Raw genomic sequence first — 19313 nt, forward strand, 5'->3', positions numbered from 1 at the left:
AGGATGGCTTGGAACGTCAAAAAACTTTATAAAGCAATGATTCGCCCAAGTGGTTAAAGGTCGTTAACAATAGCAATATGGGATGTATTTCCCAAAATGCACTTCATGTAATAAAGATAAGGAGACCGTTATGGTAGTAGCATGTTTTGATATTGGAGGTACAGGACTTAAGTCAGCTCTGATTGCTAGTGATTTACAGCTCATCAATTATCAGCAAATTGATACGCCTCAAACTTTAGAAGGTTTACTCTCCTATATGGATACCATTATTCGTCAAAAAGGTGTGACTGCTATTTCTCTAAGTGTTCCAGGTGCGATTAATTACAGCGATGGAACCATTGGAGGCCTGTCGGCAATCCCTTACATTCACGGCGTGTCTTGGTATGAGTTATTGGCGGAGTATCAGCTATCGATTTATTTGGAAAACAATGCTAACTGCGTAGGTCTTAGTGAATTGGCCAGTGATACGACGGTTAAAAGCTGCGCCTGCATCGTTGTAGGGACTGGGATAGGAGGAGCTCTGATTGTCAATAGACAGTTGCTCCGAGGAGCTCGGTCTTACGGAGGAGAATTTGGCTACATGATGCTTAAAGGTATGTATTTTCCGTTGAAAAATTGGTCTCAACTAGCTTCAACAGGGAGTCTCGTTCGCCGTGTTCGTGCTCATCCTCTCGAAAAATACCATCAGCTAAATGGCAAAGCTATTGTGGATATGGCAGAAAAAGGAGACTTGGTATGCCAAGAAGCATTAACATCTATGATTGATGTCCTGTGTCAAGGGCTATTGAATCTCCATTACATTTTGGACCCAGAACTTCTTTGCATCGGCGGCAGCATTAGTCAGAATGAGTATTTTATTCAGAAGGTTAATGACCGTTTGCAGCAATTACAGCAATTATTTCCAGAAGATTTGCCGCAAATTCCTACCATTAAAGCATGTACTTATACGAATACAGCCAATTTGATTGGCGCTTATATGAACACACTTCAAGAAAGGGAACACTAATGAAACAACTACAAGATGATTTTCCAAATCATTTACTCGAACGTTTAGGATTGGGAGATGTCACTCTCAATTGCCAACTAAGTGGCCAAGGGCTAACGGTATCAGGTGAAGCAGGTGTCTACACCATCTGTGCTGAAGAAAAACATCAGCTTTATCGAGGTTTGACGCTTTTAGCCACTGCATTGCGCCAAGGAGAAACAGTCGTTGCGATCCAAGAAAAGTCAGCTTATCCTGATTTTGGCTATATGGTTGATTGCGGACGTAATTGTGTGATTTCAGTTGAGGCTTCCAAACAGTTAATAGAAGATTTAGCGCTTATGGGATATTCTAATTATCAATTATACTTAGAGGATACCTATGAATTAGAAAATCAGCCTTATTTTGGCTATTTCCGTGGAAAATATACGGTTGAGGAACTCCAAGAGATTGAAGCGACTGCTAATCGTTACGGCATGGACTTTATTCCATGTATCCAAACCTTGGCACATTTGAGCGCCTTTGTCAGATGGCAGGTCAAGGAAGTTCAAGACCTGCGTGATGTCGATGATATTTTACTTGTGGGTAGTGAGGCTGTCTATGACCTGATTGACCAAATGTTCAAAACCTTGTCGTACCTCAAAACACGTCGTATCAATATCGGTATGGATGAAGCCTTTATGTTAGGGCTTGGGCGCTATTTAACAGAACATGGTTACCAAAAACGCAGCCTTATCATGTGTCAGCATTTAGAGCGCGTGTTGGATATTGCAGAAAGTTACGGCTTTTCGTGCTCGATGTGGAGCGATATGTTCTTCCATTTACTGGATGCGAAAGACGATACTTTGCAAATTGATCAAGAAGTCCATAGTTACTTAACACGCTTGAAAGAGCGCGTGCAGTTAATCTATTGGGATTATTACCAGTTGACTGAGGAACGTTATACAAAAAGTTTTGAGCGCCATAAGCAATTAACTGATAATATTGCTTTTGCAGGTGGTGCGTGGAAATGGATTGGCTACGCTCCTGATAATCGTTTTAGTCTTCAAATTGCCCCAGAAGCCCATCATGCCGCTAAGAAAGCAGGTGTACAGCAAGTAACGATTACTGGTTGGGGAGACAATGGCGGTGAATGTTCGCAATTCTCTGTCTTAGCTACCCTACAAGCATGGGCGCAGCTTGTTTACCAAGATAGTGTCAGTGGTTGGGAAAAGCATTTTGAAACCTTGTTTGGTCTACCAGCTACAGATTTCCTTGCAATTGACAGCGCCAATCACCCACCAAGCAACCCAGGTCAATTGAATGGCATGAATCCTGGACGGTATATTTTGTATCAGGATATCCTTTGCCCCTTGCTGGATTTGCATATTGCCCATGAAGAGGACAGTCAGTATTATGCACAGGTAGCAGAAGAGCTGGCGGAGATTGCCAGAGGTAATCACCGTCTAGCTTATCTCTTTGAAACTCAAGAAAAACTTTGTCGCATTTTAGCGATCAAAGCAAGGTTATCTCATGATATTCGTGTCGCCTATCAGACTAAGGATATTAAAGCGCTACAAGCCAGTTTGGATACCTTAGATACGCTAGCAGGACTTGTCAAAGAGTTTCATCGTACCTATAGCCGTCAATGGTTGACCGAGAATAAAGTCTTTGGCTTAGATACGATTGATATCCGTCTTGGAGGACTCTTGGCTCGTATTGAGCGAGCTAGTGATCGCCTTACAGCTTATGTTTTAGGACACCTTGAGCGTCTTGATGAATTAGAAGTTGAATTATTGCCACACAATGATTTTTACCGTGATAGCAAGGCAACAACAGCTAATCAGTGGCATCTCATGGCGACAGCCTCAACCATTTACACGACTTAATTAGCAAATTGAGACTGATTAATACCATTTATAAGAGGAATGATTTATCCTCATCTTTGAAGGCTGGGCAAAAACATGTCCAGCCTTCCTATTTTGTAATAATTTTGCGCAGTTATTGACTAGCTTTCCTTTTACTATAAGAAGCGTTATTTGGAAAGATAGCAGATAAAGTAAGTTTTGATAGGTATAATACACTTTTTTAGTATATTCTCTCCTGTCTATAATTTGTATAGGTTTAGCTTTAATCAGAACATGTTATTTTGTGAAAAAGTAAGTTATACTAATATCACAAAATGAAAGCGATTAAAAATAAGGAAAGGAGACCTTATGAAAAGAAAAAAAAGGTGGCAGGACTTAAAAAACAATCTTATCTTCCTGCTGATGGTATTACCCGGTGTGATATGGTTGATTCTCTTCTTCTATATTCCGGTTTTAGGAAATGTGGTGGCTTTTAAGGACTACAGGCATACGGGTAATGGCTTTGTGGATAGTCTGATGAAGAGCAAGTGGATAGGCTTTGACAATTTTAAATTCCTCTTCAATTCATCGGATGCTTACATCATCACCCGAAATACCTTACTTTACAACTTAGGATTTATTATTTTGGGACTAATTTTAGCAGTCGGTATTGCTATTGTCTTTAGTGAGTTACGCTCTCGACAATTGGTAAAAGTGTACCAGACGACAATGCTCTTCCCATACTTCTTATCATGGGTTATCATTTCATTTTTCGTCTATGCATTCTTGAGCCCAGATAAAGGTTTAGTCAACCAATTACTGCAATCCATTGGCTTAAATCCGATTAACTGGTATAGCGACAAGACGTACTGGCCATTTATCTTGATTTTCTTAGGTATTTGGAAAGGGCTTGGTTATAACAGTATCATTTACTACGCAAGCATCATGGGAATTAACCCTTCATATTACGAAGCGGCGATTGTTGATGGGGCAAGCAAGTGGCAACGTATCAAACATGTTACCATTCCACAATTGGTGCCATTGATTACCATTTTGACCATTTTAGCAGTCGGCAATATCTTCCGAGCAGACTTCGGATTATTCTATCAAACAACGAAAAACTCAGGTGCCCTATATGATGTAACTTTAGTGCTTGATACCTACGTTTATAATGGTATTTCAGGAGCAGGAGACATCGGGATGGCATCAGCAGCAGGACTTTACCAATCAATTGTTGGCTGTCTCTTGGTTGTATCAACTAATATGATTGTGAGACGCTTTGACAAAGATTCAGCACTTTTTTAGAAAGGAGAACAAATGGCAAAAAAGAAACAAATTGATCATGTCGGCATTCATTCCTTTAGTAAAAAAACTGACTGGATTTTCAGTACATTGGTTGGTATTCTTTCCTTCTCATGTATTCTTCCTTTCATCTTCGTCATTGTTATTTCACTAACAGATGAAAAATCCTTGAATTTACATGGCTATTCTTTTTGGCCAGAAAGTTTGAGTTGGTCAGGATATGAATACCTTTTAACCTTAAAGGATGAGATTTTACAAGCCTTATTCATCACTGTCTTTATCACAGTGGTTGGAACAACGGTTAATGTTTTCTTCACATCGCTTTATGCTTATGCGATTTCACGAAATGATTTTAAATACCGTCGTTTCTTTACCATGATGGCTTTGATTACGATGTTGTTCGGTGCTGGAACGATTCCAACTTATATCATTATGACTTCGTTCTTAAACCTTAAAGATACAGTAGCAGCTTTGATTTTACCAATGATGTTAAGTCCATTTAATATCATGGTGATGAGAACCTTCTTTAAGAAAACTATTCCTGATTCTTTGATTGAATCAGCCCGCATTGACGGCGCTGGCGAGTTGAAAATTTTCTTTAAAATTTGCTTACCACTCGCCCTTCCTGGGATTGCAACCATTTCCTTATTCACGGCATTAGCCTTCTGGAATGACTGGTACAATGCCCTTCTTTACATCCAAAGTGATAATCTAGTTCCTCTCCAATATTTACTGATGAAAATTCAGTCAAATATCGACTATTTGGCGCAAAATGCTGGCGCAGGTGCGAATATTGCAAGTGTAGCAGCTAGCGTGCCGCGTGAGGCAACTCGAATGGCGATTGTGGTGGTTTCAACACTGCCAATTGCTTGCCTCTACCCATTTTTCCAACGCTACTTTGTCAAAGGGTTGACAATCGGTGGTGTTAAGGAATAAGAGTGACTAGAAAAAACAGTAAAGGATGTGATAGTAATCATTCAAATGGACAATAACCTTCAAAATTCACATACATACAAAAATCATATCGTCAAACACATTAAATAAAAGGAGAAAAACAATGAAACTTTTGAAATCATGCTCATTATTTTTAGCAGGTGTGACAGCAGTTGCAGGACTTACTGCTTGCGGAAACTTAACAGGAAATAAAGCCAATAACACTGGTAAGACAGAAGATGGTAAAACATCAATCTTGATGTACCAAATTGGGCAACCACCTAAAAATATTGATAAATTGATGGAAAATGCCAATAAAATTATTGGTGAAAAATTAGACGCTAAACTTAATATCCAGTACATTGACTGGGGTGACTACGAAGAAAAAATGTCAATCATCACTTCTTCAGGTGAAAATTATGACATTGCCTTTGCCAATAACTATGTATTGAATGCAGGTAAAGGTGCTTATGCAGATTTGACTGATTTGTATAAAAAAGAAGGTAAGGCTCTCTATGAAGCGCTTGACCCAGCTTACATTAAAGGTAATACCATCAACGGTAAAATCTACGCTGTTCCAGTTCAAGGAAATGTGGCAAGTCAACAAATGCTATCTTTCAACATGAACTTGGTGAAAAAACACAACCTTGATATTTCAAACGTTAAGACTTATAAAGATCTAGAACCACTTCTTAAAGTCATCAAAGAAAAAGAACCAGAAGTAACACCGATTGCTTGGACAAAATTTAGCCTACCACACATGAACTTTGCCCTTCCAGGTAAGAGTGACCTACCATTAGTTGTTAACCTTGATGGCGACCCAACAAAAATTGTCAATCCGTATGAAGTTGAAGGCTATGTTGAACACCTTAAAACTTTCCACGATTTCTACAAAAAAGGCTACATTGCAGCAGATGTCGCAACATCAGATGTATCTTATGACCTAGCAACTCAAAACTGGTTTGTTCGTGAAGAAACACAAGGTCCAGCTGACTTCGGTGATAGCCTTCTTTCAACAGTAGCTGGTTACGAAATCAAATCAGTGCCAATCACAACAGCTTATAAGACAAATGACACCACTCAAGTAGCTAACTTTGTCATCTCACAAACCTCTAAAAACAAAGAAAAAGCTATGGAAGTGTTAACACTCTTGAACACTAATAAAGAATTGCTCAACGGACTTGTCTTTGGTCCAGAAGGCGAAAACTGGGAAAAAGATCCTAAAGATGACAATCGTATCAAATTGCTAGACGGTTACGCAGCTGATACACGTATGTCAGCTTGGAACACTGGTAACAGCCAAATCCTTTACGTTACTGATAAAGTAACAGATGCAGATGTTGCTCAAGCTGAAAAAATTTTGGCAGAAGCAGTTGAAGCAGCAACACTTGGCTTTAACTTTAACATTGACCCAGTGAAAACAGAAGTGACTAGCGTTCAAAACATCATCAAACAATATGCTCCTGGCATCAACTCAGGTACAGTAGATCCAGAACAAGGCATCAAAGAATTGATGGACAAATTGAACTCAGAAGGTTCATACGCTAAAGTTAAAGAAGAAATGCAAAAACAATACGATGCCTTCTTAGCAAATAAAAAATAATTCTGTTGAAAGCTAACGATTCCAATTCCATTCTTTTAACATAGATTCCAGTATCAAGAGGTATTGGAATCTTTTTATACCTAACGAATAATCATGATTTGTATAAGGAATATGGCCGCCGTATTAGGCAAAATCATATTAGAATGAAGGTGGAAAACGTTTCCAATTTTAACAGGGTTCAGTATTAAAATTAACAAATTGATAAAATTTGTAATCGTTTTTATGGTATAATGATAGGTCGAGAAAGGAAAGAAAAATGGACAGATTAGATCATATATTTAGCCGTTTGTTTTTTGTGATGAAGCTAGGAATGCTTTTCGTCATTTTACTGCTTAGTGGTGGTGTTATTTTAGGATTTTCACCAGCAGCGACAGTCCTCTTGACCCTATACCATGAGCATAGATTAGAGATTGATCAGTATCAGTTCACAGAAGCTTATCGCCTCTTTCGTCGCCAGTTTTGGCAGGCGAATGCTTTCTTCGTTGTCATTGTTGGCTTGATTGGCCTCTTAGGCTACGGGCTATTTCTTTTGGTACAGCTACCGCAACAGTTGATTGTTTTGTTATTGATGGTGAGCAATTGTTGTCTGATTTTGTACCTATGGGCTGTTTATGCTTGCTATCTCAAATTACAGGTTTATTATACGTTTACTTTTGTGGAAGGGCTTAAGCTGTCATCCATTGCGGTGTTTTTAGGGCTTGTCCCTTTTGTCAAATTAGGCATCGGCACAGCGATTTGTCTGTTCATTGGTTGGAAGGTGTCGCTGATTATAGGTGTCTTTATCCCTATCTTGTGGTTATTGTTTTTATTTGATACCTTAGAGCCTATCTATCATCAAGTAGAACAGAAAATGATGGAATGAGGGGAAACATGAAAAAGATTTTAATCCATTCCCTGTTAAAAACCTATTCTTACCTAACGATTGGCATTATTATCTTCTTTGCTAGTATTGTGGCTTATTCAAATTACATTAGCTACCTACGCACGGTTGAGCAAGCGGAACAAGAAGTTCTGAGCCGACTGACGGAAGATATGAATTATTACTATCGCCGTTTGAAAAATGATTTTTACAATTATTCGAGAGACAGTTACAAGCTAGATGGGATTGAAAATTACTTCCACAAATCGCCGAGTGACTATCAAGTTTGGTTGCTTCGCCATCCTCTAGCGGATGTGATTGAGCTCTCTTTTCATGACAATATCAACAGCATTTACAGGGAAAATGACTTTGTTGAGGGAATTGATTTGGCCATGGTTGGTGAAAAGGAAGTGTTCACTTCAAACCGAGCCTTAAAAAGTGGTCGTAAAATAGCTGCTCAGTCTTATAAAAGTCCAGAAAATGCCCTGTCTATGGCGATGTATGAGCCTTACACTGCCCAATTATTTGCGACGGTATTTATCAGTATTGATACAGATTATCTGACGACTCTGATTGCCAATGAAACGGAGTTTCCAGTTTCAGCCATGATTAAGGATGGTTTAGGGCATACTTTTTATAGTCTTAATCCGACAAAAGACCCGTTAAACACCAGTAATTTTGCGGATGGTGATCTTCTTATTTCTGTAGGTGTTTCTAAGGATTATATTTTCAAAGAGGTGTCTCGCTTAACCTTCTTTATCTTCTTATCTAGCCTAGGTTTAATAGGGATTTTGCTGTTTTTGCTGAAGCGTATTTTTTACCATTACCAATTCCAAGTGGAGGATTTGGTGAACACCATGCAGGTGATTGCTAATGAAGATAATAGCGTCCGCATTGACACCAATACCAAGCGTCAAGAACACTTGTTGCTGGCTAATCATATTAATCAGATGTTGGATTCGCTTGATAAAAATATTACTGAGATTTACCAACTCCAATTAGCACAAAAAGACGCTGATATGAGGGCCTTGCAAGCACAGATTAACCCGCATTTTCTGTATAACACCTTGGAGTTCTTTAGAATGTATGCTGTGACAAGGGATCAGGATGAATTAGCGGATATGATTTATGAGTTTTCAAGTCTGCTCCGCGGCAGTATTTCACAAAAACCTGAGACAACTATCGCAGAAGAACTTGCGTTTTGTGAGAAACATAGTTATATTTGCCAAATGCGGTATCCAAAGTCCATTGCCTATGCTTACCATATTGATTCAGGATGTGAGGGAATTATTCTGCCACGCTTTTGTATTCAACCGCTGGTGGAAAATTATTTTGTGCACGGCATTGACCTGACAAAACGTGATAATGCTCTAAGTGTGAAGGTCTTGAAAACAACAGATGGGGTAGAGATTCTGATTCGTGATAATGGAAAAGGAATGCCTGAGAAGGTTATGACAGACTACCAAGAACTCTTGTCTCAGCGAGAATTGAGACCTGTGACAGGTGAGCGCTCGATTGGTATTTTAAATGTCCATGAACGCCTCTTGTTGCATTTTGGAGAGGCATATACAATTCGATTATCAGAGACACCAGGTGGCGGTGTCACTTACAGTATTTTAGTGAAGATGACTCTCGAAGAAAGGGAAACTAATTAATGTATAAATTAATGATTGTTGATGATGAATACATGATTTTAGAAGGAATGAAGCGGTTAGTGGATTACACTGCTTTAGGCATTGAGCTTGTCCATACAGCAGATAGCAGTTTAGAAGCTTTGAACTATGCCTCAGAGCATCAGGTAGACATTGTTTTGACCGATATTTCGATGCCAGAATTAACAGGCCTAGAGTTGATTGCGAGCTTGAAAGAACAGTCTTCTGAAATGGATTTTATCATCATGTCAGGTTTCCAAGAATTTGATTATGCAAGACAAGCCGTTTCGCTAGGGGTGAAAGATTATTTGGTTAAGCCGATAAACAAGAATGACCTCCGCAATCTGCTGGAACAAATCGTTGCCCAGAGGACGAAGAAAAGTCAACAAGCGCAAGCTTTTCTCAGAGGAGACGATGTCTCTATACAAGAATTAAAAGAGAACTTGCAAGTATCCTCGCTTTATATTGTGGCAAGTCGTGACCCCTTGCCAGATGCTTTGGTCAGTGTTGTACGTCATATTGAGCAAAATGCCTTATTTGTGTCACTCTGTTCAACGGTGCCACAAACTTATGTTTATCAAGAAGAAGTTTTAGCCACTACGACCATGTATCGGGTTAAGGAAACTATCAAGGCGAGTTTATTTTACGAGCATTCTGTGGCGACCAGTGACGGCGAAATGCCGGTTTATAAGGACTTCTATCCTCTCGTTCAGACAGGGGATATTCAAGGGGTGCTAGACAGGTTGCCTCTGCTAGAAGACGCTTTTGCTAAGGCCTGCCCACCTGTCCATTTGACTCGTCAATTTTTCATTCAGTTAATGGTCGATGTTTATCAGCAACTTAATCGTATGAGCAATGATGATATTGAACCTCTTTACACTGGTGCCAAACAATCTCAGACCTTGTCAGAATTGGTGGCAGAAGTCGATAAACGTCTCCGAGAATTGATTACACAGCACAAATACAATAGCCATGTCGGGCAGATTTTAGAGATTATCCGTCAAGAGTATCACAAAGAGCTTACCCTAAAATCAGTTAGTGAGCGCTTGTTCCTCAACGCTGTTTATCTGGGACAAATTATCAAAAAAGAAACGGGTGCCAGTTTCTCAGAACTCCTAAATCAAGAACGTATCAGAATAGCACAAGGACTTTTATTATCAACCAATGCTAATATTGAAGACATTTGTTTTCAAGTAGGCTACACCAACATTGGTTATTTTTATAAAATCTTTAAACGGATATGCGGAGAATCCCCTAAATCCTACCGTGAACAAATCAGAAATCGAAAAGACTGACCATTAGCAACAACATAGCGGAGAGGAAACACAAAGAGGATTTCTCTCTGCTATTTTTTGAACTCAAAAGATTATTGGGTGGAAATAATACTCATCCAAAATCAAAATTAGACTATCAGAAACATCAATAGAAAGGAGACATTGTACCATGTTAGATGACGAACAAGAAAAGTCAAACACGACTAGAAAAGAAAAAGGAAACTCACTTAGGAAAGACGATGAAGTGACTACTGGTGACCATTCAGGGAGTTATTTTAGTCCAGAAATGTGGCATCATCTGTTAGTTGTAGATGGGACAGATGAGCGGTTGTGCCTTGATAAGGTATGGAAATTTCATTTTGGAGAGCTGTCAAATGCAGAGGCACGTTATTATGATGATTCCAGTTGGGATGAGATTGATTTACCGCATGATTTTAGTATCACTCAAGATTATAGTCAAAATGGCGAAGCAGAAAGTGGTTATAAGCTAGGTGGGACTGGCTGGTATCGGAAAGCCTTTTGGGTAAGCGATGCTACCCTTGAAGGTTGTGTCAGTTTGCAGTTTGATGGGGCTTATGCTGAGACAGAGGTGTTTGTCAATGGCATTTATCTCGGGCATCACCCCTACGGCTATACCCCTTTTAGTTTTGATTTGACCAACTATCTCATCGCTAACGAGGAAAATAGCATAGCGGTTAAGGTGGTTAATCCCATTCCAAGTTCCCGTTGGTATTCAGGAAGTGGGATTTATCGCTCGGTCCATTTAAAGGTGGCGCCAAAGGTACACCTGCAAGAGTACGGTGTCAGAATAAGAACACCTGACCTAGAAAAACAGTTACGCGCTGGCGAACCAGTAAAAATTCAGGTGGAGATTGCCTTGCATAATGCCTGTGACACAGAGGAGACGGTACAGATTAGAAGTCAACTCTTTGAAAAAAGTTTTGATGGGCAATTAAATAGCGCTGCTAATCCATGTGTGTCAGAAGAAATCAAGCTGGCGTCTGGACAATCGCTGTTATTTACTGAGCAATTACAGGTATCTCATCCTAAATTATGGCAATTGACTAGTCCACAACTGTATGTGGTCAGAGTGGAGATTTTGAAAAATGGCATCTGTCTTCAAAGGCATGATGAGGTCACAGGATTTCGTTACCTTGGATTTGATAAGGACAAGGGATTTTTGTTGAATGGTCAAGCCATGAAATGGCAAGGTGTTTGTCTGCACCATGATCAGGGTGCTCTGGGAGCAGTCGCCTATCGCGATGCTATTGAACGCCAAGTGAAACTCCTTAAAAACATGGGAGTTAATGCTATCCGTGTCACGCATAATCCATCCGCCCGTGTCCTGAAAGATGTGGCTAATCAGCTTGGCATGCTACTGATTGAGGAAGCCTTTGATACGTGGGAATATGCCAAAAATGGAAATAGTCACGATTACGCGAAATGGTTTCACCAAACAATAGGCAGTTGCACCGCAGACCATTTGATTGGTGTGACATCAGCAGAGCAAGAATGGCATGACTTTCATCTTAAGCAGATGGTCAAAAGTGGCTTAAACGACCCAGCCATGATTATGTGGTCTGTTGGAAACGAATTAATGGAAGGTCATGCTGGGAGTGGTGAGAATTACGCGCAGCTATTGTCAGAAATGATTTATTGGATTGATGCTATAGACGGCAGCCGTCCCATAACCTTTGGTGATAATAAATTAAAACTGCAATTTCCTGTATCAATTGATATGGCTCAAGCACTACATAACAGTAGCCGTTTCCAGGGAGTCATTGGCTATAACTATGCCAGTGGTCAACAATATGATGACAGCCATGCCATGCATCCTGACTGGATCATTTATGGGTCAGAAGTGGCTTCTGCGATTAATAGTCGTGGGATTTATGACGTGAAAAAGGGTGAGCAGCGGCAGGATAAACAGCTCAGTTCGTATGACCAAAATACGGTGAGTTGGGGCCATCTTGCTAGTGAGGCATGGTATGATGTTATCACACGTGATTTTGTCATGGGGGAATTTGTGTGGTGTGGGTTTGATTATCTAGGAGAGCCAACACCTTGGAACGGTATTGGACCTGGGCCAGTCACCTCATGGCCGTCTCCGAAAAGTTCTTACTTTGGTATTTTAGACACAGCTGGATTTCCAAAAGACACCTATTATTTTTACCGCAGTCAGTGGCATCAGACCGATACAACCTTGCATCTGTTACCTAGTTGGGAGGAGTCTCTTGTCGCCCGTGATGAGCAAAATAGGGTAGAAGTTGTTGTTTATTCAAATGCGAATAAGGTGCAATTAGTCCACACAGGCCCTGATGGCAAAGAAACAGATTATGGGACCAAGGCATTTACAGAAAAATGGACCACTGGTGGGCATTGTTATCAGATTTATACAGGGGATGATAGGCAATCTCAAGACCACCAAAACCTTTACTTAACTTGGCATATTCCTTATTCATATGGTTCATTGAAGGCTATCGCTTATGATAAGGAAGGTCATGAGATAGCAGAGACGGTTGGGCGAAGTGTTGTGTCAACGGTTGGAAAAGCTGAGCGATTAAGATTGACACCGTTTCAACCATTAGATAAGGTAACAGATAAATCTTTGTATTATTTAGCTATCGCTGTTGAAGATGCAAAAGGAAATCTCGTTTCGTCTGCGACAAATCGGGTAACTGTTCAAGTCGAGGGACCGGCAAGATTATTAGCTATGGATAATGGAAATGCTGTTGATCACCATCCTTATCATTGTGCCGATAGGCAGATGTTTTCAGGTCAAGCCTTAGCTATTATAAAGATGACTGGACAAAGCGGAGAGGTCAAGATTACAGCAAGTTCAGACGGCTTGAAAAATGAACAACTGAGCTTTGAAGTTACCTCACAGCAGGCTAGCTCATTGTCTCAACTAGACAGTTACAATCTCTCTAAGATGATTTATATTGAGAAAAATAGCCCATTAAGATTGCCAAAAACGATTCATTTGCGTTATTCAGATTTCACCATTGTTGAAAAAACGCTCACCTTCGATAAATCGTTGATTAAGGAACTGCTAGAGAGCAAAGGTGAGTGCATTGCCTTTGGTCGGGCAGAGGGGGTAGAGCAAGTCTTTCCAGTGCATATCTCAATGATTTCCAAAGGTGTGGCCGCTCGAAATATTAGCCTTGCGGTGGAGCTGGGAGAAGAAGTGGTCTTGCCAGAGATTGTAGCTGTTTATAATGCTTGCGGCGAGCTATTGCCCCTTCATTTTCCAGTTTGTTGGCAACTTCCTGAAACTCCTAGATGGCATCAAGAAGGTACCGTTGTGGTGTCGGGCATTGCTGATGTGATGGGGAACCAGTTGCCAGTCACTGCATCAGTTCGTATCGCAAGAAAAACACTATATCTTAATCAAAATGTGGCTCCGACAGTCGTGAGATTAACAGAAGAGACTAGTGACAATTGTAACAGAGAAAACCTACGAGGAATTATTCAAGAGAACTTTAATCCTTCTTCACAGTGGCAAAAACAGGCGTGGTCAAATCGTGAAGCCACTCAAGCAGGAAATCTGCAAACAAGTTTTCGATTTAGTTACGACACTGCTCAGTACCTATCACGAATTGTGATTTACTATTATCAAGATCAAGCTTTTAGCTGTTTACCACAACATGTCACCTTTTCATGGCGCAAAAATGAGTTGGAAGAAGCACTCCCAATCATGGGTGACGTCTTCTCTGTTGAAGAGGTTAATGACTTGACCAAAATCACCTATGATTTAGAGCAACCTGTATCTGCTGTTGAGTTGATCATCCATTTGGAAAATACGCCACAGACAGCTCTAGGGCAACCTTTTGTGACTATTGCTAACATTGAATTGTACACAGTGATTGGACATTTTGAGCGCCATTCTTCAGCTAATCTGACAGAATTAAAGCTTGGCAAACGATTATTGAGTGAGGAGAATATCGCCTCTCATTTGGTAGCGTCAGGTGCAGAAGTTGATACACTTGTTGTTAAATCGGAACCACATCACGCAGCTATTACAGTCCTTCCAATTCATCAGGATAGAATTATAATTTTAACGGACTCAGAAGATGGAAGTCAGCATAATCGCTATGTGATTGAGGTACAATCTTAACATTTGAAAAATCAATAAGAAAACAAATGATGGAATATCTTCCTAGTTGATAAGAGCAGCATCATTTGTTTCTTTCTTAAAAGTGCGGACGCTCAAAAGGTTCGGGGAACCTTTTGAGGTGGGAAACTGAAACTGTCCACTGGACAGTTTCACTGCTAAGAATACCACTATAGCGAAAGAAACATTTTAGCCTCACTTCGTTCGATGATTTATCAATGACATTCGAGATTATAAAATGCTAATTTTGATTTTGGATGAGTATAAGGAAAAAAGCAAGTCCAAAATGGCTTGCTTTTTGATGTTCTAAAGCGTATGATTGAGATATAGTGTTTTGAGCAAGGAATAAGATAGGGTAAAAATCTGTAATACTAGAGTTCATCAAAGCTACTTAACGATGTCCTTGTTTTTATTCCATTCATTATAATAACGAATACACTAGCTTAGAAAGTGACTATCACCAGTTGCGGTGATGGTAGACTCATTTGTTGGGAGGGAGGTTTTGAGATGCGTTTTGTTTTTGACCTTGATGGGACGCTTTGCTTTGATGGAAAAACGATTGCGCCTGAGATTAAAGAAGTACTGACTGAAGCAAGTCACTATGGGCACCAGATTGTCTTTGCTTCAGCGCGCTCTTACAGGGATTGTATTCCAGTTTTAGGAGAAGAACTGTCTCAGGAGCTGGTGATTGGTTTAAATGGTGGGCTTGCTTATGATGAAGGAAATCTCATTTTCCATAGTCATTTAGAGGAGAAGGGCTACAAGGCGGTCCTATCATGGTGTCACCGATATAATCTCCCTTATTTTGTGGATGATGATTTTCATTACAGTGGTCAGCAAATTGAAAAGATGCCATTTGCTTCACATGTTGATCCTCTCCATTTAGCAAAGCAACTTCCTCTCGTAGAACTTAAAAATCCTATTAAAATTGTCATCGAAATGAGTCGGCACGAGGATTTGGTTGAAGATATGGCCAGTGAATTAACGTTATTGAATGTCATGGATGTCAGTTATTTTGCGCATGAAAAATGTCTTTATATCAATCCTTATGAGACAAATAAAGCAACGACTATTGTTGATTTATTAGGAAATGATTTTGTAGCATTTGGCAATGATAAGAATGACAAAGCTATGTTTAAAGCCTCACTTTATAGTGTGCAAGTGGGCGATTATGCCTTTCTAGAAAAATATACAGATGAGAAACTTCCTGCTGATAGCTCTGCCATTGCTCAAAAATTAAAGGAACTTTATCAGCAATTTTAGGAAAAGGAGAAGGTGAAATGCGCGATGTGTTTGAAGAAGTTAAGTTTGGTCATGTGTCCAAACGCTGGTGGGTAGGTCCTTTGGTGGCTTTTGGCATGATGTTCTTAACTGAATTGATCGCTGCCTGGTTAAAGTCTTTTATCATACTCATTTCCGCTTTTATTTGGGGAACGATTGACTATGTTCCATCTGTTGATGTTACTGTAATTGCTCAACTTTTATCCTATATTGGTGTTTTTCCAGCAGTATCTTTAGTTACTCAACTTGTTGAATATAGGTCTGTGGAAACCTTGGGTTATTTCAAAGAAAAGGCATTAAGAGAGCTACTTTTAGGCTGGTTACTGGGCCTTGGTCTTATTAGTTTGGTGTGTTTTTTACCGTCAATTTGGTCTAAGGTTTCAGTGATTGGACCTATGAGTAACCATCCAGTTATATTGTTTGTTATTTATTTTATAGCTTATCATGTAGTTGCAATGGGAGATATTCTCATTTACCAAGGTTACCTTTTACCTGTTTTAGCAAGATTCAACCGCCCCTTTGCCTTGGCAGGGAGTTGTTTAGTAGCAATTCTAGGTAGTTGGATGCGCACCCCCACTTTACCTTTCCCTTTGTTAGTCAATGACTTTTTATTTAGTCTTTTGTCAGGAATCCTAGTCCTTTGGCGAAAAAATCTATGGCTAGCAACAGGATTACAAGCGATTTGGTCTGTGACCATCTATCACCTCTATGCCCCATTAGGAGTGCAATGGGCAAGTCTTTTTCAAGTAAATAAACCATCCGGTCTCTGGTTAGGAGGTGAACTGGGCGTGGGAGGTTCAGTTTGGTTAACAATGGTTCTTATTGTTCTTTGCAGCTATTTAGCTTTAAAAAAGGTTTCTTGGAAGAATTGAGAATGGTCAGTCTCAATTCTTTTTGATAAAATGGAACCATCACAACAAGAAAAGGGGGATGATATGTCTGTAGCACATCGAACGATAAAGCTCGTTTTGGCGACCGTTATTGCCATTTGGATTGCTGATAGCTTAGGGTTGGCTTATACCACCTCAGCTGGGATCATTGCCATTCTAAGTGTTTTAGATACAAGACGGAGCTCTTTCAAAATTGCTGGTCAGCGCTTTATCTCAGCGCTTCTAGCCTTAGGGATTGCGACTGTCCTCTTCACGTTATTTGGCTATAATCTCATGGTTGTCGCCCTATACATGGCTCTTTATGTGCCCTTAGCCTATGTGTTAGATGTTTCCGTTGGTATTCCACCGATTACCGTTTTGGTCCTGCATTTGTATTTGGAACAAAGCGTAGCGATCAGTTGGTTGTGGAATGAAATGGCTATTTTCCTTATTGGAGCAGGAGTTGCCTTGCTTCTCAATCTCTATATGCCATCTAAGCAGTCCGATATTGAGAACTATCATCTGAGAGTTGAAGAGAAACTCAAAGCCATTCTTATGCGCTTTAATGGTTTTTTACTGAAAGGAGATGGGACAAATGAGGCGGTTCTCATTGGTGAGTTAGACCAGCTGTTATCGGAAGCGCAGCGATTGGTTTACCTAGAACACAACAATCAGCTCTTCCAGCAAACCAATTATCAGGTGCATTATTTTGATATGCGGATGGACCAATCTAAACTCCTTCGTCAGATGGCAGTTAATGTCAACTCTTGTCAATTAGAGAGTCGAGAAAGTGTGATTTTGGCGCATCTTTTCTATGAAACAGCAGCGCAACTTAGTCAAGAAAACCCAGCTAAGCTCCTTCTGGATGATATTGCTGAGTTTAGAGAGTTATTCCGAAAGCGGCCTCACCCAAAAACGCGCGATGAATTTGAAACCAGAGCAGTGCTTTTTCAGCTATTAAATGACCTTGAGCGTTTTATCCAACTCAAAGTTGATTTTTACAACCAGTATGGGAAACAAGTTGCCTGACTGCATTGAACCCATTAAGAGGTTTTAGACTTGAAATGGGTTGTCATTGTAAAACGGTCTAATGGAACGCCTCAACAGCCATTGCCTACTTTCTTAACGCCTAAAGAGGCGTTTTTTGGTATAATCAAATAAAGAATGATGCTTTAGAAAAGAAGAGGTACCCAATGAACGAAATCAAATGCCCACATTGTCAGACCGTTTTTACCATCAATGAAAGTGAGTATGCCCAGCTGCTGGCACAAGTACGCAGTGGTGCCTTTGAGAAAGAAGTGCATGAGCGACTGGAAAAGGAGACAGCTTTATTAGCAGAGCAGTCAAAAAATCAGCTTCAATCAGCCCTCGCTCAAAAAGATTTAGAGTTAGAGCAACTGAAAGGTCAACTCGAAACCAAAGCAGTGGAACAGGATCAGGAAGTTAGTGCTGCTATTGCTTCAAAAGATAAAGCTTTAGCGGAGTTGCAAGCTCGTTTTGATAGTTTAGCGAGTGAGAAGCAGCATGAATTGAAAACAGCGCTAGCTGAAAAAGACTTGGAATTAGAAAAACTGCAAGGTCAACTAGCAGCGAAATCAACAGAACAAGAACTTGAAGTCCGCTCTGCCATTGCCCCAAAAGATCAGGAAATTGCTGAGCTTAAAGCCCGTCTAGAGCGCCTAGAACTCGAAAAAGCTTACGAGATGCAACAGGCGTTACAGGCTGTTGAAAAAGAGCGTGACACGGTTCAAAATCAGTTAATCTTGCAAGAGCAGCAAGGTGAGTTATCCCGCCAAGCCTTGATTAGTCAGCATCAGCTCGAGTTGGCGCAGAAGGATGATTTGATTGCTTACTATAAGGATTTCAAGGCTAAACAGTCTACTAAAATGATTGGGGAGAGCCTAGAGCAACACTGTGAGTACGAGTTTAATCGCTTGCGCATGACAGCCTTTCCACAAGCTGAATTTGGTAAGGATAACGATGCGACGTCAGGATCTAAAGGGGATTATATCTATCGCGAGTACGATGAAAACGGTGTTGAAATCATCTCCATTATGTTTGAAATGAAAAACGAAGGTGATGAAACAGCGACAAAGAAAAAGAATGACCATTTTTTCAAGGAATTAGACAAGGATCGTCGTGAGAAGAAGTGTGAGTACGCGATTTTAGTGTCTCTCTTAGAAGCCGATAATGAGCTTTACAACAATGGGATTGTCGATGTTTCCTATACTTATGAGAAAATGTATGTGGTTCGCCCTCAATTCTTTATCCCTATTATCACGCTTTTGAGAAATGCTGCGCTGAATAGCCTTAAATATAAGCAGGAGCTAGAACTTGTTAAGGAGCAAAATCTGGACATTACCCATTTTGAGGAAGACTTGGAAACGTTCAAGACAGCCTTTGCTAAGAATTATAACTCCGCAAGCAATAATTTCAAAAAAGCTATTGAAGAAATTGATAAGAGCATCAAGCGAATGGAGGCTATCAAAGCAGCTCTAACCACTTCGGAAAACCAATTACGCCTAGCAAACAATAAATTAGATGATGTCTCTGTCCAAAAATTAACCCGTAAAAATCCTACCATGCGTGCAAAATTTGAAGCGCTGAAGGAATAAAGT

General features: G+C 40.1%; 13 protein-coding genes. All 13 read left to right on the forward strand.

The window, feature by feature from the left end; translation table 11 throughout:
* Positions 1-130: 130 nt before the first annotated feature.
* The 13 genes from AB6M99_RS04835 to AB6M99_RS04895 all read left to right on the forward strand — a co-directional run bounded on the left by AB6M99_RS04835 (position 131) and on the right by AB6M99_RS04895 (position 19310).
* Positions 131-1006, forward strand: coding sequence for an ROK family protein (locus AB6M99_RS04835; RefSeq protein ID WP_369351264.1), 876 nt, complete (start codon positions 131-133; stop codon positions 1004-1006).
* Positions 1006-2850 (forward strand): beta-N-acetylhexosaminidase, encoded by a 1845-nt coding sequence (locus AB6M99_RS04840; RefSeq protein WP_121834466.1) that lies wholly within the window; start codon positions 1006-1008, stop codon positions 2848-2850. Before AB6M99_RS04835 ends, AB6M99_RS04840 begins: the two co-directional genes overlap by 1 nt.
* 327 nt (positions 2851-3177) lie before the next feature.
* Complete coding sequence (locus tag AB6M99_RS04845; RefSeq protein WP_121834467.1) at positions 3178-4113, forward strand: sugar ABC transporter permease; 936 nt, start codon at positions 3178-3180, stop codon at positions 4111-4113.
* A gap of 12 nt (positions 4114-4125) precedes the next feature.
* Positions 4126-5046, forward strand: a complete 921-nt coding sequence (locus AB6M99_RS04850) for a carbohydrate ABC transporter permease (protein ID WP_121834468.1) — start codon at positions 4126-4128, stop codon at positions 5044-5046.
* Between the two features lie 121 nt (positions 5047-5167).
* Positions 5168-6646 (forward strand): ABC transporter substrate-binding protein, encoded by a 1479-nt coding sequence (locus AB6M99_RS04855; protein WP_121834469.1) that lies wholly within the window; start codon positions 5168-5170, stop codon positions 6644-6646.
* 256 nt (positions 6647-6902) lie between these two features.
* Entirely contained in the window at positions 6903-7508 is a 606-nt protein-coding gene (locus AB6M99_RS04860; RefSeq protein ID WP_121834470.1) for a DUF624 domain-containing protein, read from the forward strand.
* Positions 7509-7516: 8 nt separating this feature from the next.
* Positions 7517-9160, forward strand: a complete 1644-nt coding sequence (locus AB6M99_RS04865) for a sensor histidine kinase (RefSeq protein ID WP_121834471.1) — start codon at positions 7517-7519, stop codon at positions 9158-9160.
* Positions 9160-10452, forward strand: coding sequence for a response regulator transcription factor (locus tag AB6M99_RS04870; protein ID WP_121834472.1), 1293 nt, complete (start codon positions 9160-9162; stop codon positions 10450-10452). The genes AB6M99_RS04865 and AB6M99_RS04870 overlap by 1 nt, the downstream gene beginning before the upstream one ends.
* Positions 10453-10600: 148 nt before the next feature.
* Positions 10601-14548 carry a glycoside hydrolase family 2 TIM barrel-domain containing protein gene (locus tag AB6M99_RS04875; RefSeq protein WP_369351266.1) on the forward strand — a complete coding sequence of 1316 codons (3948 nt, stop codon included), beginning with the start codon at positions 10601-10603 and terminating at the stop codon, positions 14546-14548.
* 504 nt (positions 14549-15052) lie between these two features.
* Positions 15053-15808: an HAD hydrolase family protein gene (locus AB6M99_RS04880; protein WP_121834474.1), complete on the forward strand. Its 756-nt coding sequence runs from the start codon at positions 15053-15055 to the stop codon at positions 15806-15808.
* A gap of 17 nt (positions 15809-15825) precedes the next feature.
* Entirely contained in the window at positions 15826-16698 is an 873-nt protein-coding gene (locus AB6M99_RS04885) for a hypothetical protein (protein ID WP_183121633.1), read from the forward strand.
* Positions 16699-16761: 63 nt separating this feature from the next.
* Positions 16762-17724 carry an aromatic acid exporter family protein gene (locus tag AB6M99_RS04890; protein ID WP_369351150.1) on the forward strand — a complete coding sequence of 321 codons (963 nt, stop codon included), beginning with the start codon at positions 16762-16764 and terminating at the stop codon, positions 17722-17724.
* A gap of 164 nt (positions 17725-17888) precedes the next feature.
* Positions 17889-19310, forward strand: coding sequence for a DUF2130 domain-containing protein (locus tag AB6M99_RS04895; RefSeq protein WP_369351151.1), 1422 nt, complete (start codon positions 17889-17891; stop codon positions 19308-19310).
* Positions 19311-19313: the final 3 nt, after the last annotated feature.

The sequence above is a fragment of the Streptococcus hillyeri genome, assembly GCF_041081565.1.
Lineage (GTDB): Bacteria > Bacillota > Bacilli > Lactobacillales > Streptococcaceae > Streptococcus > Streptococcus hillyeri.

Excerpts from the sequence above, each read along its gene's own strand:
- AB6M99_RS04845 (WP_121834467.1), top strand. The coding sequence starts at position 3,178 with ATGAAAAGAAAAAAAAGGTGGCAGGACTTAAAAAACAATCTTATCTTC.
- AB6M99_RS04885 (WP_183121633.1), top strand. The coding sequence starts at position 15,826 with ATGCGCGATGTGTTTGAAGAAGTTAAGTTTGGTCATGTGTCCAAACGC.
- AB6M99_RS04895 (WP_369351151.1), top strand. The coding sequence starts at position 17,889 with ATGAACGAAATCAAATGCCCACATTGTCAGACCGTTTTTACCATCAAT.
- AB6M99_RS04870 (WP_121834472.1), top strand. The coding sequence starts at position 9,160 with ATGTATAAATTAATGATTGTTGATGATGAATACATGATTTTAGAAGGA.
- AB6M99_RS04860 (WP_121834470.1), top strand. The coding sequence starts at position 6,903 with ATGGACAGATTAGATCATATATTTAGCCGTTTGTTTTTTGTGATGAAG.
- AB6M99_RS04880 (WP_121834474.1), top strand. The coding sequence starts at position 15,053 with ATGCGTTTTGTTTTTGACCTTGATGGGACGCTTTGCTTTGATGGAAAA.
- AB6M99_RS04875 (WP_369351266.1), top strand. The coding sequence starts at position 10,601 with ATGTTAGATGACGAACAAGAAAAGTCAAACACGACTAGAAAAGAAAAA.
- AB6M99_RS04835 (WP_369351264.1), top strand. The coding sequence starts at position 131 with ATGGTAGTAGCATGTTTTGATATTGGAGGTACAGGACTTAAGTCAGCT.
- AB6M99_RS04890 (WP_369351150.1), top strand. The coding sequence starts at position 16,762 with ATGTCTGTAGCACATCGAACGATAAAGCTCGTTTTGGCGACCGTTATT.
- AB6M99_RS04840 (WP_121834466.1), top strand. The coding sequence starts at position 1,006 with ATGAAACAACTACAAGATGATTTTCCAAATCATTTACTCGAACGTTTA.
- AB6M99_RS04850 (WP_121834468.1), top strand. The coding sequence starts at position 4,126 with ATGGCAAAAAAGAAACAAATTGATCATGTCGGCATTCATTCCTTTAGT.
- AB6M99_RS04865 (WP_121834471.1), top strand. The coding sequence starts at position 7,517 with ATGAAAAAGATTTTAATCCATTCCCTGTTAAAAACCTATTCTTACCTA.
- AB6M99_RS04855 (WP_121834469.1), top strand. The coding sequence starts at position 5,168 with ATGAAACTTTTGAAATCATGCTCATTATTTTTAGCAGGTGTGACAGCA.